This is a genomic window from Pseudoalteromonas sp. GABNS16E (genome assembly GCF_028598715.1).
GTDB lineage: Bacteria > Pseudomonadota > Gammaproteobacteria > Enterobacterales > Alteromonadaceae > Pseudoalteromonas > Pseudoalteromonas atlantica.
Map to the genome: position 1 here is coordinate 101,179 of NZ_JAQREZ010000007.1, position 12,832 is coordinate 114,010.

Annotated in this window: 14 protein-coding genes; 8 read left to right on the forward strand and 6 right to left on the reverse strand. The window is 43.2% G+C overall.

Translation table 11 applies throughout. The features are described 5' to 3' along the window. Positions 1-120: 120 nt before the first annotated feature. From mobF to PSI06_RS21650, 4 genes are all read right to left on the reverse strand, one after another. Entirely contained in the window at positions 121-2,673 is a 2,553-nt protein-coding gene (gene mobF, locus PSI06_RS05015; RefSeq protein ID WP_273603026.1) for a MobF family relaxase, read from the reverse strand. Beyond that, positions 2,670-4,430 (reverse strand): type IV secretion system DNA-binding domain-containing protein, encoded by a 1,761-nt coding sequence (locus tag PSI06_RS05020; protein WP_273603025.1) that lies wholly within the window; start codon positions 4,428-4,430, stop codon positions 2,670-2,672. The genes mobF and PSI06_RS05020 overlap by 4 nt, the downstream gene beginning before the upstream one ends. Further along, positions 4,430-4,711, reverse strand: a complete 282-nt coding sequence (locus PSI06_RS05025; RefSeq protein ID WP_273603024.1) for a hypothetical protein — start codon at positions 4,709-4,711, stop codon at positions 4,430-4,432. Before PSI06_RS05025 ends, PSI06_RS05020 begins: the two co-directional genes overlap by 1 nt. Positions 4,712-4,872: 161 nt before the next feature. After that, entirely contained in the window at positions 4,873-5,064 is a 192-nt protein-coding gene (locus PSI06_RS21650) for a helix-turn-helix transcriptional regulator (protein ID WP_369128025.1), read from the reverse strand. Between the two features lie 155 nt (positions 5,065-5,219). Between PSI06_RS21650 and PSI06_RS05030 the strand changes: the two genes are divergently transcribed. The 8 genes from PSI06_RS05030 to PSI06_RS05065 all read left to right on the forward strand — a co-directional run bounded on the left by PSI06_RS05030 (position 5,220) and on the right by PSI06_RS05065 (position 11,061). Beyond that, positions 5,220-5,909, forward strand: a complete 690-nt coding sequence (locus PSI06_RS05030) for a hypothetical protein (protein ID WP_273604989.1) — start codon at positions 5,220-5,222, stop codon at positions 5,907-5,909. Between the two features lie 488 nt (positions 5,910-6,397). After that, positions 6,398-7,636, forward strand: coding sequence for an integrase domain-containing protein (locus PSI06_RS05035; protein ID WP_273603022.1), 1,239 nt, complete (start codon positions 6,398-6,400; stop codon positions 7,634-7,636). A 10-nt stretch (positions 7,637-7,646) separates the two neighbouring features. Beyond that, positions 7,647-8,483 carry a hypothetical protein gene (locus tag PSI06_RS05040; RefSeq protein WP_273603021.1) on the forward strand — a complete coding sequence of 279 codons (837 nt, stop codon included), beginning with the start codon at positions 7,647-7,649 and terminating at the stop codon, positions 8,481-8,483. 139 nt (positions 8,484-8,622) lie between these two features. Continuing rightward, complete coding sequence (locus tag PSI06_RS05045; protein ID WP_138563035.1) at positions 8,623-8,823, forward strand: helix-turn-helix transcriptional regulator; 201 nt, start codon at positions 8,623-8,625, stop codon at positions 8,821-8,823. Continuing rightward, complete coding sequence (locus PSI06_RS05050; RefSeq protein WP_273603020.1) at positions 8,823-9,227, forward strand: hypothetical protein; 405 nt, start codon at positions 8,823-8,825, stop codon at positions 9,225-9,227. The genes PSI06_RS05045 and PSI06_RS05050 overlap by 1 nt, the downstream gene beginning before the upstream one ends. Positions 9,228-9,288: 61 nt before the next feature. After that, entirely contained in the window at positions 9,289-9,708 is a 420-nt protein-coding gene (locus tag PSI06_RS05055; RefSeq protein ID WP_273603019.1) for a hypothetical protein, read from the forward strand. Between the two features lie 312 nt (positions 9,709-10,020). Further along, a complete protein-coding gene (locus PSI06_RS05060) occupies positions 10,021-10,620 on the forward strand; it encodes a YagK/YfjJ domain-containing protein (RefSeq protein WP_273603018.1) in 600 nt (199 codons plus the stop codon). Between the two features lie 69 nt (positions 10,621-10,689). Then, the gene (locus tag PSI06_RS05065; RefSeq protein ID WP_273603017.1) at positions 10,690-11,061 is read left to right on the forward strand and encodes a hypothetical protein; all 372 of its coding nucleotides are present in this window, start codon (positions 10,690-10,692) and stop codon (positions 11,059-11,061) included. Positions 11,062-11,369: 308 nt separating this feature from the next. Here PSI06_RS05065 and PSI06_RS05070 read toward each other — a convergent pair whose 3' ends face one another. Both PSI06_RS05070 and PSI06_RS05075 read right to left on the reverse strand, forming a co-directional pair. Further along, positions 11,370-11,606 carry a hypothetical protein gene (locus PSI06_RS05070; RefSeq protein WP_273603016.1) on the reverse strand — a complete coding sequence of 79 codons (237 nt, stop codon included), beginning with the start codon at positions 11,604-11,606 and terminating at the stop codon, positions 11,370-11,372. Between the two features lie 79 nt (positions 11,607-11,685). Then, positions 11,686-12,369 (reverse strand): hypothetical protein, encoded by a 684-nt coding sequence (locus PSI06_RS05075; RefSeq protein ID WP_273603015.1) that lies wholly within the window; start codon positions 12,367-12,369, stop codon positions 11,686-11,688. Between the last annotated feature and the right edge of the window lie 463 nt (positions 12,370-12,832).

A 12,832-nucleotide genomic window follows, 5' to 3' on the forward strand; every position in this document is an offset into this window, starting at 1 on the left:
GAAAAGTCCCTGACACGTTTCTGTCCAGAAACAAGCCAAAGCTCCCGTCTTTTTCAAGCTGATAGCTGTCTGTAAGATGTAGTTAAAGTGTATTTTTCATAAGATATGAATTACTACATTTTATACTATCAATTCGTTCTCATTTAGACTTTCTAGCTGTAGGTCAATTTCTTTTTCTAGTATATATTCAGAAGCCATATACTTGTGTTTATTGGTCTTCATACAATCTACTAAGGTTTTAATTCGGGTGCCTATGTCAGGAGTCTTGCCGATATCGGCTTGTCCACTTCGCGCATCCAGCTCTTGGCCATTGACGAACCAGTGGCACTTATCCTTGTGGCGGCTTCCGGCCACATAGGATGCGGCTCTGTCCATTGCCGTTGTGTACAACACAAAGGTATCGCCGTCGATGGTCGCGCCTTGGCTGCTGTAAACCGTACATGCATAGGCTTGCGCCAATTGCAGTCTGCCTTGTTCATCTGAATAATCCGACCTATAAAAGCTGACTGTACGGCCCGAGTCGAGTTTAACGGTAAAACGGATATCCTCCCCTTGTTGCAGTATTTGGGTAATCGTACCTTGTTCGCCATTGGTAAAATCCCTTTGGTAATCGTTTTTGGTGAATCGAACCCGCTCACCTTTTGAAAACGCAAAATACAGGCTTTGATTGGAAACCACACACTCGGTTTGGAAGTTTTCTATGCCGAGTTTTCCTCGCTCCTGATAGACTTTGCGTACCAAGTCATTAAGCGGTTTTACTTCTTTCCAGCGCTGCGCCATTATCATGGTTGACTTGTCGGGATAGGCCTCGGTGTAAGCTTGCCATTGTTTCACCAGCTGCTCACGGGCCGTTTGGCTGTCATCCTCGATATGCAGCAAACCTTTACCCTGAAAGCTGTCCAATACGGCTTTGGCATTACCACTGCGCAGGTCATTGACGGCCTTTCGTGCCCAAGCTTCGCGCTGTCTACGAATGGTATTAATTCGCGCACAGCCTTGGCGCTGACTTAAATAGCGTAAGCAGCCGCCATGGGTTATCGCATCCATTTGCTGCTGCTCGCCTACCAATACCAGCTTAGCTTTGGCTGTGTGTGCGGCTCGCATCAATTTCAGTAAGTCAGGCGTGGTAAGCTGTCCGGCTTCGTCCTGCAAAATCACCGTATTTTTAAATTTGGCTTGACTGTTGCCTTTACCTAATTCATTGAGCAAACTCGCTAACGTCGTGCTTTTAATCCCCGTATCTTTCTCAAGCTGCTGGGCGGCTTGTCGTGCCACGGTAGCCCCTCTGACGGTAAAGCCTTGTGACTCATACGCCAAACGCATGGCCTGCATCGAGGTAGATTTACCGGCCCCGGCACGACCTTGGATGATATCAAGACTCGACTGACAGACCGAAAACACGGCTTCGATTTGCTCATCAGATAGTGCAAAGCCTTGCTGCTGTCCTTGTTGGTCAATTGCTTGTTGGATGATGCTGTCATCCAACTGGTAATGCTTGCTTGCGTGCATACTATCGGCATGGTTAAGCAAGTCCTGCTCAATGGCGAGCATGCCCTTGGTGGTGTAAATCTGATTGTTGCTGAGATCTTTACCGATGTTCACCATACTATTATCAGCGAGCAACTCCCGAACGGTATCTTCAATTTCCAAACGGCTTACATGATTAAACTGAGCTTCGCCGCCTACCGCCGCATAGATATCCTGCAAGCGGAACACCGCTTGGGATTCAATCAATTTATCCAAGATATGTTGCAGTGGTAATGGCTCTGGGAAATGTGTGAGATTTGGCTTACGTATCTTATCTATATCGGTTTGCATAAAGCCGAGTCTGTCCATGTCCGCTTGCCATGCCGCGAACAGCTTTGGTCTGTCCACCGCTTTCTTATAATCGCGGGAGTTAAGGGTGATGGTATCGCCAACTTTGGATGCTGCTTTGTGAACGCCCATGGCCTCCATCTGTGCGCGAATGGCTTCGGCTCGCTTTGAGAAAAACTGGCAGATACCTTGGTCAACGCCTTTGACCTCAAAGTGCTTGTGATCGTCCACGGCTTCGACTTCAAAGCTAAGTTCACGCAAGCCGTTAGCCAAGGCACTGCGATAAATCGCCCCAGAGGCCATTTGCCAAAAGAAAAAGTGTTTTGATTCCAGTGTGCCCCATTTGCCATCTGCGCGTGGCGCAAGATTGGCAATGAGACAGTGGGTATGGAGTTGGGGATCTTGTGCTCTTGATGTTGAGTGCTCAAAGGTTGCCCCAATCAATCCTATCACGCGCTCCTGAATATGCCCGCCTTTACCTCTGCGGGTAAAACTGGCGTGCTGCTCAATAAAAGTAAACGCTTCTTCCACTGCTTTTTGCTGGGCCTGTTGGATAGCTTTTCGGGTTACTTCATCGGCGCGTGCCCACAGCATGGATACGCTCTTGGGTGCAGAGAAGGTTAAGTCCCAGCCAGCCCGGTGATTGTCCCCAGCATTTTCACAAAGTGGTTCACCTTCCGGGCTGAAACCGTTAAAAACTCGCCGGTAAGAGGTGGTGTTTAACTGGTTGGTCAGGCCCATTGTTCGTGCGCCTAAACCTATCCACTTACCCGGTGGCTCACCGCCACCTTGGTAATAATCTTCCTTGGCCAGTTCCTCATAATACGCAATGCTGTTAATGGCGTTTAACGAATTCATTCAGCTTGCCTCCGTTTTTTTAGCTGCTCACGGCGGCTGGGTTTGTCTGTTGGCTCGTTAGAGTTAACGGGAGCAGGCTTTGCCGTCAGCCACTGTGCCGGGCAATGTTCATCACTGACAGGGCTTAGCTTGCTAAAAGGCCAGCGAAGGCGGTACACGGCCATGTAGCCCGGTATCAAGAGGTAACCGACCACGCCGTTTTTATTCGGTTGCGGAAGCTGCACAAGATTCGATGCACTGACTAGCGGCAGAGTTTCTCTGTGCCAGTTTTGTGTGATGCCATCGCTTTGACCGGCGCTTGAGGTGGGACGCTCCACCACTCGCTCCCCAAACACTTTGGCGGTATAGCTTGCAGTTTCACCAGCCGCTCCGACCCGCATGGAGGCAAAAAGGGTAAACATGTTCAAAAGCGTGTTGGCTTCCTGCTCACCGTAGATGTGCTTGAGCTGGGATATCGACTGTGTGCCACCGCAAATACGACAGCCTTTTGAGCGGCCAAGACTCATCCACTCAGCTAGTGCCGGGTTCTTGGGCAGGTTGCCCAACTCATCAATGAATAACCATAACTCCCTGTCAGCGCTATTAGTCTGCGCCAGTATATGACTGGTCATCAAAGCAATGACCGTATTGGCCAGCGGTGCACCGATATCTTTATATCTTTTGTCAGCTTGTACGATAATGATGGGCTTTTTCGTCTCTGGGTCACTCACCCAATCACGCACACAAAAGCCATCTTCATACGCTTTTGGCCATGCGTCAGCGAGGGTATAAATCCAGCCCAGAGAGCCAACCAGCTGCGCAAAGAATGATTGGGTCGTCTTGCTGCCTTCGACGATAAAGCGAGCGGCTCGCGGGTAGTATTGGCTTAACTGGCTTTGAAGTGTTGGTTCGTCGCAGCTCAGTATGTCGGCAAGTTCTGACCAGCCCCAGCGCCTTTGGGTGTGGTTCAGTATCTCAATCATGCCGGTAAACAGCATCCGTGCCCCGTTTGACCACAGTGGCTCATGGGATTCAGGAATTAGCCGCTCGGCAATGAGATGCGCCTGTGTCGCATTGTGAACATCCGATTGAATATCCCATGCGGTGCCGCGAGCATCCCACGGAGCCAGCAGCACAGAGGACTCCTGCTTATAAAACAAGGCGGTGAACTCGCGCTTCTCGTCATAAATAAAGGCGCGTTCTCCCCGGTCGATAACTTGGTCAATCAATGGCGCAATGAACACTGTCTTACCTGTACCTTGATTACCTACTACGAGTATATTGCCCGGCTCACGGGCTTTGCTGATTTGCACTTGTGGATGCAGCTTTAAGCCCTTGGCCTCATTACCTTGCTTGGCTTCATGTTTGGCCATGTGCTTAGCATGATTTAGCGCCGTTCGGCCTTGGTGCAAACGCGCACCAGAGATATGACGGTAACCGTCTTGTCCGCCTGTCACATAAAAGTGCCGTGCACTGAAAAACGCGAGTATGCTTGCAATCAGTGCTGGCACGACAAGGTGCAGGACAAATGCCAACTGCCAGCTCTTTTGGGCTAACGCGCTCCAGTAGCCAAGCCAAGGGCGTAAAGAGTAATCAAAGACCAATCCTGATACGCTATCCAGCCAATAGCCCAGATGCACGTTTAACGCTGACCATGGCGTGAGCCATGACCACGACCAGATCAGCAGACCAACAAATGTGATGAGCCAGATAGTGATGCCAACGGACAGGATGCTTGCCCAATTCTGACGAAGATACGAGGTGGGATGATTGTTCATTAGAATTTCACTCCCTTCTCGTGTAATTGGCTTAGGGCTTGTTTGCGATCCTCATCGGCCAAGTCCAAGGTCGTGCACAGCATTTCAAACTGAACTTTGCGCTGGCGCTGCTCGAGTTTGAGTAAAAGCTGTTGCAATTGTTGTTGCTCCTGATAATGTGACCATGAGCTTCGAATGACGTCGGCCACCGTGCAACCACGGCGCTCCGCTTCGGTTTGAAGGCGAAGGTAATCTTCACCTGAGAATCGGGCCGTGACGGCCTTATTTAAAATTTTATTCATAGGGGAAATCTCCGATTGCGTGAATAAAGTTAATGGGTTCAGGCTTTGCGTAATGTGGCAGCGGTGCACAGAGCGAAATCATCCCGGCAATACTAGAAACGGAAGTTTGCGAGTGATGACGTCGCGCCAGCGCGACCATCAAAGGTGAGTGGGGTTTGTGCTCATACATTTGAATTTTTTGATTTAAGCCAAATTAAAAGATCAGATTCAAGCCACATTCTTCTTCGACCAAGCTGTATACTTGGTGGGATTGTTTTGCCTTCTTTTCCTAAGTGAATTTGATTACGAATGTATCCGGGGCTAGTCCTTAAGATTTGAGCAAGCTCAGTAGTTTTGAGTAATTTAATTTTCATTTTAATAATCTGTTTATGTTAAATTTCGATATGTGCATTTTCAGATTGATGTGCAGAAAAATAAATGAACTAAATTGAAAGGAAACGATTCAACAATGCCAAAGTACAAAAAAACAGGACTTAACTTATTGAGGACCAGATATTGGTTTCATAGTGTGTTTATTGTTTCAGGTAAAAATAATATAAAGCAGCTTGCAGAGTTTTTTTCAGGAAAAGACTCAAATACTTCGACTCAATGGAATAGGTATAAGAATGGTGACACTGTTCCTGATACATATTTAAGCATTGCAGAGTCAAAACTAGGTGTGACAGAGCAAGAGTTTGTAGACGGTCCAATGAAAATTTTTTCTGTCATGGAAGAACTTAGGCTAAATGATGCTCTTAATATTTTAACTACAGAACTAGATGCTTTTTATGCAGAAAGAGGCTTACCAGTCATAACAGAAACCGCTGAAGTGTTCGAGTGTTATAAAGATAGAATTGCTTGGGTACTTGGTAGAGGGAAAAAGCTATTTGATTCTCGGTTACTGCCACAGATAGGTGAGGATATTATTCCTATTGCTTTTGCATTTGGTCATATTGAATCTAGAATGTTGGGTATTGAAGATGCTATGAAAGACTACGTGATAGATTGTCTTTCTTATTTTGAGAGAAAATATGAGATTCCAGCACACTCATGGAATTTTGATATTGATATTTGCGAATCGATAAAAGTTGCTGTACAAACCGCAAGACTAGATACAGTTTTTAGTTTAAAAACTACTTTGAACGAACTAAATAAGTTACCTAAAAACCTTAAATCAGTAGAAGACTTTCAAGAACAGTTCCTCGTTACAAAAGAGTAATTTTTATGTATTTAAATTTGTTTTATATATTGAATATGAGACAAATTTGAGACAGTATTAGAGTTACGTGTAGTTATTCACGGTTATAGTCGGTGTCCCTTAATTCCACTATATAAAGGCTCTAGGTTAGTTTTTACTTATTTTTCAATAGCTCAAATTCCCTCTCCTAAGGGGCAGTTGCAGGTTCGATTCCTGCAGGGGCTACCAATTACACGTTTCATACATAAAAATATCGCAGCAATAAATTTAAAATCGTTATATACCCCACTGTAAACAAGCCCTCCACGTTTCAAGTCGTAAAATTTGGTATCGCTACATTTCATATTTTTAGTTACACTCATAGTTACACCGAATCGTTTTGCCGATTTTGATGTAACTAAAACCGCTGTAATTCAGTTAAGCGGATGAAAATTAAAGGAAGAATGCGGATCGTGATTTTAGTATCCCATTTTAAGGGTTGGCTACCTGTTCGATAGTGGAGTGAAAACGTGCCTAGATTAACAACCCCTTTGAATGATACGCAGATAAAAAATGCGAAACCAAAAGCAAGTGAATACCTGTTGTCGGATGGTGGCGGGTTAGGCTTGCGTATAAAAAAGAATGGCTCTAAAACGTGGCTGTTTAATTACTACCGTCCGCACATCAAAAAGCGAGCGCAAATAAGTTTTGGTGTTTACCCTGCGGTACCATTAGCAGCGGCTAGAAAAAAACGTGACGAGGCAAGGGCGTTACTTGCTGATGATATTGATCCTAAAGAGTACAGGGAAGAAATTCAAAGCACTAAAGCAACTGAGGCAAAGAATACCTTTGAAGCAGTAGCAACTGAATGGCTAAAGCTAAAAACAGTAAAAGTAAGTGAGCGGCACTCATTTAATATTTTACGAGGATTTGAAATACATGTTTATCCCGCGCTTGGTAAAGTGCCGATAAGTAAATTATCCGCACAGTTAACCATTGAAACGCTGCGCCCTTTAGAGGCAGCGAATAAGCTCGATATGCTAGGCCGCTTATGCCAGCGTATTAATGAAGTGATGGATTATGCGGTTAATACTGGGCGTATGCCGATCAATCATCTTCACAGTATCGCTAAAGCGTTTGATACTGTTAAGCATACTAATATGCCTACGGTAGCCCCTGAACAGCTGCCAATGCTTTTAGCAACCGTTAACGATGCTCGTTTAAAGCTTATTACTAAATGCTTATTTGAGTGGCAGTTACATACAATGGCTAGGCCGTCAGAGGCAGCGGGGGCAATGTGGAATGAAATTGATTTTGATAATCGAGTGTGGAATATACCTGCTGAGCGTATGAAAAAGCGCAAACCGCAAGCAATCCCTTTAACTCCGCAGGTATTAGCCCTATTAGAGTATTTAAAACCTATTAGCGGTCACCGTGATTTTATATTCCCTTCTGATAACAACCCACGTACCCACCTAAGCCGAGAAACATTAGGCGCAGCGCTCAGGCGTATGGGCTTACAAGGCAAGCAGACAGCCCACGGCTTACGCGCACTAGCTAGTACCACTTTAAACGCACAAGGTTTTGACTCTGATTTAATTGAGGCAGCACTAGCGCATGTAGATAAAAACCAAGTACGCGCAGCTTACAACCGAACCGACTATTTAGAGCGCAGACGTAAAATGATGTGCTGGTGGTCTGCTCATATTGAAGCGGCTAGTAAGGGTGATTACTCGGTCACTGGTAATCAGCATTTAAAAGTAGTTTAAGGATTAGCTAATGGATGAATTTATTAGTGTAGATGAAGCGTTAGAGGTGCTTTTTGATAAAGCTGATATGAGCTATAGCAATAAAATAAAGCGTTTATTTCAGCATTATAACAGAGGGAAAATTGATTTTTATACTGAATTATTTGGTCGACATAGTCGTTATGGAGTGCGCGAAAATCAACAGAAAAGCCCTGAAAGTATAGAAAAATTAGAGGGTTTCTTTAAGTTAAATAGAGAGGAGTGTGACGAGTATTTCCATGAATTATTGCTTTTACATTTAGGTGTAGAGTTCAAAGATAATGATGTTGAAGCGAGTAGTAATGTTATTGACCCCTACGATCATCACCAGTTCTATGAGAGCTTTAGTATTGGGTTGGTGGAAGATATGGAAGGGCAAGTTTGGAAGTTAAAGGATCAAGAGCCAGCAGAATATAAAGGAATTGAAGTACATCATACTTACCCTATACACCCTCAAGTTGATGACTTATTAATTAAGGCTGATCAAGTAGCAGTTTTGGCGCAAGCTTCTAAGCCTCAACAACTTTCAGTTTCAGAAAGTGGAGAGCGACTAGGCAGCAAGCTAAATCACGCTTTGAAAAGAATAGAGGTGCTTGAAGTTGCTTTGTGGATTTTGGCTAATAACAGAGGGGAGTGTGTGAAAAAAAGCACAGGGAAGGTTGTGGGTGAGAGGTTAAAAGGGGCGATTGTCAATCACGCAGGACAATTCTGGACGAAGTTGGATGGAGACGGTGACACTAAATTACCTGTAGTGGAACGCACAATACTTGATTATGTAAATAAAGCACTAAGTGACGATCCGAAAAAAAAGATAAAAGATTATCAATAAATTCAGTTGAATAGGTTTAATTATCGCGCAGCTAAGCTTAACTCTGTGAGTAACTAAGTTAGCTACTGCGCAATATGAAATCATAAGCCCTAACATTTGCCTTGCTTATTTGTTACAGCAATTTACAAGGTGAAATAAAATGATTGATAGAATTTTAAAGCAACGCGAAGTAGTAAAAATTACTGGTATGAGCCGCCCTACAATTTGGCGTAAAGAAAAGTTGGGGCTATTTCCTGCTAGACGCGACTTAGGCGCTCGTTCGGTGGGTTGGCTGGAAAGCGAGATTAAGGCTTGGATGGAGAGCCTACCTTGTGTGGAGCATGACGAGGAGGCGGCCTAATGAAAGGGGGCAACGGCAAAAAAGCCGCCACCCAAACCAATTTAGCAGCTAATGATAATAGCCCAAAAAAGCCGAAGGCGCAGTCAAAGAAAGAGCGAGCATTTATTTATATTCTACAGCACCCCTCAGGCGCTACAGAAAACGATATTTTGCGTAACGTTGGCCTATCCAGTGGTAGAAACTATTTTACCCAACTAGAGCGCTTGCATGGTTTTGAGTTAACGCGAGTTAATGATGAGAACCCAGACGGTATAGGTACTCACCTTAGATATAGCTTTTCATCACCAAAAATAGCAGCGGCAATTTTGAAAGAGATTAACGCGAGCCTAATAAGGCGAAAAGCAGCAGTATTAAGCAAGGAGCAAGAGGCGGAGTTGCTCGCGCCTTTTAATCGTTTGCCATAAGTAATTACTAAAGTATTGCCACTACTGGCTATTAAAAATTTAATTAATAAGGAACAGGATAATGACTACAAACAATATGAAACAGGATGCGAGCATTTCGGCGGATAACTTTGACTATCTTGACAGAGTAGTAAGTCAGGTACATAGCCTAACAGTGTTTATTATTGCTAATGATGGTTATAAATCAATGACAGAAGTCACATTGTCAAACTTACTTTGGACGGTTAGTGATCGCATAGGCGAAGTATTGTCGGATAGTGTTGACATGTATTTTGGTGAAATCCCAAGAGAGCAATTGAAGTTTGAGCAGCTATTAATTCAGGCTAAAACAGTGCTGGACGCTTTGCGAAATAGCGAAGGGTTTGGTGGGTTGCTTGGAGATCATCTGAGTAATGTAATTTGGCTGGCGGAAGGCTTGCTTGAAGATGCCATAAAAGAATTAGGCAAAATGTCTACTCGTTCTGATGAACAGGCCGCTTAATAGAAATATGCGCCACCAGCATATTAAATCAACTTTGAATTATCCCTTGGTAGTGATCGTGGCCAAGGGAAACCCACCTAAGAAAATAGCCTAAAAAACCTATGTACCAGTATTTTTATGTAAGCGAACACTATCGCTGTGTACTTTGTCGTTTATGGCTTTTTGTTGGTGAAACAATATGAACACTCAAAGTCGGTTTTTTACCCTCGAAAAAAGGCTATTTTTGAAGATGCGCCCCAGTAGAGGCGTTATAGCTATGGATAGTAGCTACTAACAATTAACTGGGTATTTAATAATATCTACGGCTCATGAATGACTAACCAACTAACCATAAATAACAATGATAAAGGGTATGAACACATTTTTGTCCACGGTGAAAAAGGCTGGTGGGTAAACGCTGGAAAAAGCGGGTTAATGGTCAAGCCTATGCGAGCTATGCTAGACCAAATTGAGGCCATGTTGAGTAGCCATAGCCGTGTAATGTTAATTCGTTTTGATTTGCGTATGGAGTCGTACACGCCAGATAACAAAATCATCACTGTATTTAACCGTAGGCTGTTTAAATGGGTTAAGGCTCAGTATGGGGTTAGTCGCATTGGTTTTGTATGGTGTAGAGAGCTTGAGAGGGCAAAACGTCAGCATTACCACTATGCGCTTATGCTAGATGCGTCAAAAGTTAACTATCCAAACAGCATAACCAAGAAGGTTTTACAGATATGGGGCGAGCTTAACGGTTCGGCTTATGTACCAAAAAATTGTTATTACATCATGAAGCGCGATTGCTTGGAGTCACAGCAAGAGGCTATTTACCGTATATCTTATTTAGCTAAAGCGCGTGGGAAGGGCTACAAAGCTACTCAGGCTAAAAATTACGGTGCTAGTAGGATAAAGCCAAGGGCTAATGAGTTTTGAAATGCTTTGCTACGTTAAGAATAATTAAGCTATATTTAGCTGTTACTACAATTAAATGGAATTAATAAAATGAAAAAATTAAGTGTTGTGTTGCTTAGTTTGGCTCTTTCAGCTTGTGCGGGTCATGAGTTTATAAAAACAGGCGAGAGTCAAAATTATACAGCTAAGAATGAAGATTGCGGTGTAACAATATTTAGGGCCCCACCAAGAGGTAAGCAATACCAAGAGCTAGGTATTTGTATGGCATCGGCACCTGGAGGCGGAATAATATCTGATAATACACCGGATGCTATAAGAGAATTACAAAAGTGCGCTTGCTTGCAAGGAGCTGACGCGATTGTGTTAAGTGGCATAAGTGAGGCGGGTGCTGTTGGTTTTGTTACAGGCCCATCTCAACAGAAAGTTAAAGCAACGGGTATAGCCATAAAGTACAGAGAGTAGGAAAAGCTGAGCATGCAATAATACTTTGGCGCCCTTAATTAATTTAAGGGCGTTTTTTGTTGCTTTTAACTAATTTAAAGCGGAACAGTGCGGAACAAATGGCGGAACAATTAAAATTTTAAGTGGTTGTTTTTTATTTGGTAGTTATTTAATTCGGAACAAATGAGGGTGTAAATAAACGATTTGCTCTTTTGGTAATGAGTAGAGCTTAAGTGCGCACTCATAAATTATTAACCACATGATCCCCTAGGCTATTTGTTGTTTAAGCTGGGTGATAACTACGTCAATTTACGATTTAATGCGCAGCTTTAAAGTGAGCCAGCAACAAAGCCAACTGCTGCCCCAATAGCTGTTCCCCAGCCTGGCATTATTTGAGTGCCAATCATGGCACCTGAACCAGCGCCACTAAGTTGAGCGCTTTTCTGCTGCTGCTCTAAATTATTATTTGTCATTTCACGGTTTTGCTCTAAATCTGAAAGGGTTTTTAATGTTCCTGTCGCTTTGTTCTTAGTGCTTTGCCCCGCTTGCATAATTGAATAGCTCATAAGTCAGCCTCGATAATATTGAGTGATATTTAAGAGGTAGTTTACTGATGTATGGATATTATGCAATTTGATAGCATCATCACTTCTTTGGCTTATACATCGCTGTGTATGCGATTACAAATATTGCGACAGAGAAAGGGAGTGATTTGATTGCAAGGTCAATATACTCACTTTCTTGGTCTCCTATAATGATGAATAAAACAAATGAGGCTAGGCCAATTGATAATGATCTTTTTAACGGTTTTTTCAGTCTTTCGCGAGAATTATTAATTTCAATTTGTTCTAGCTTGATTTCGGCCTGTGTAGGCTTAGCTTTATACGGTGGGTATAGGAATTGCTTAGTTAAAGCAAATATCTCCAAAGGTAAGAACGCGACTATAAACGCTCCGACAATTAACCCAACTACACCATGCTCTTGTTTAAGATATTCGAATACAGAAAGCTTGCTTTTGCCAGCTACAAAGTTTGTGGGGTTGGTTTCGCTATAAACGATGTATAGCTGGGTGCCAACCTTTACTTCTTCACCGAAGTCTATTAGCCCTTTGTGTCCACTAAAAGCTATGAGGTGGTCATAGTGCCTATTAGTACGGCCTTTGCGTCCGCTTGATTCACTGTATTGATATGCTATTACTCTAGCTGTGGTTACTTTCCCGTTTTGTGCCAGGTCATAACTTTTTAGGATGCTGCCTGATGAGTACCAAATGACCAGTATTAGAAATGATGAGTAGGCGGCTATCTTAAATATTAATTTAATTCGTTCCATGAATAATTGTCCTTTTTTATTGGTGGCTCAATAATTCCACTTCTAATGTGAGGTGTAAATAATATTAGCAAAGTGGTGACAAAAAGTTTTAGTTACACTGGTAGTTACATCGGCAGCCTTTTGTTTTTATTAAGTTGTTAATTTTCATATGCTTGCTGGTTTGATTTGGTGTTTGCAGGGGCTACCAATTAAATCAAAACCTAATGCAATATTAGTAACTCTTTTGTGCCTGCGTAGGTCGGATAAGCGAAGCGCCATCCGACACAGTAAAATACCTTACCAATTATTATCAATATTTTATGCTGTCGAGTGGCTGGGTAGTGCCCAGACTGTGTGAAAACTAATTTTTAATAAATTGTCTTGGGTATGTTCTTAGTTTGAAACCATTTAAGATGGTTGCGATCGATTTTTTCTCAGTATCGCAATTTTCTCCGCGCGAGCGAAACTGCTATGGCAACGCTAC

Excerpts from the sequence above, each read along its gene's own strand:
- PSI06_RS05045 (WP_138563035.1), top strand. The coding sequence starts at position 8,623 with ATGATTGATAGAATTTTAAAGCAACGCGAAGTAGTAAAAATTACTGGT.
- PSI06_RS05055 (WP_273603019.1), top strand. The coding sequence starts at position 9,289 with ATGACTACAAACAATATGAAACAGGATGCGAGCATTTCGGCGGATAAC.
- PSI06_RS05020 (WP_273603025.1), bottom strand. The coding sequence starts at position 4,430 with ATGAACAATCATCCCACCTCGTATCTTCGTCAGAATTGGGCAAGCATC.
- PSI06_RS05040 (WP_273603021.1), top strand. The coding sequence starts at position 7,647 with ATGGATGAATTTATTAGTGTAGATGAAGCGTTAGAGGTGCTTTTTGAT.
- PSI06_RS05060 (WP_273603018.1), top strand. The coding sequence starts at position 10,021 with ATGACTAACCAACTAACCATAAATAACAATGATAAAGGGTATGAACAC.
- mobF (WP_273603026.1), bottom strand. The coding sequence starts at position 2,673 with ATGAATTCGTTAAACGCCATTAACAGCATTGCGTATTATGAGGAACTG.
- PSI06_RS05025 (WP_273603024.1), bottom strand. The coding sequence starts at position 4,711 with ATGAATAAAATTTTAAATAAGGCCGTCACGGCCCGATTCTCAGGTGAA.
- PSI06_RS05050 (WP_273603020.1), top strand. The coding sequence starts at position 8,823 with ATGAAAGGGGGCAACGGCAAAAAAGCCGCCACCCAAACCAATTTAGCA.
- PSI06_RS21650 (WP_369128025.1), bottom strand. The coding sequence starts at position 5,064 with ATGAAAATTAAATTACTCAAAACTACTGAGCTTGCTCAAATCTTAAGG.
- PSI06_RS05075 (WP_273603015.1), bottom strand. The coding sequence starts at position 12,369 with ATGGAACGAATTAAATTAATATTTAAGATAGCCGCCTACTCATCATTT.
- PSI06_RS05070 (WP_273603016.1), bottom strand. The coding sequence starts at position 11,606 with ATGAGCTATTCAATTATGCAAGCGGGGCAAAGCACTAAGAACAAAGCG.
- PSI06_RS05065 (WP_273603017.1), top strand. The coding sequence starts at position 10,690 with ATGAAAAAATTAAGTGTTGTGTTGCTTAGTTTGGCTCTTTCAGCTTGT.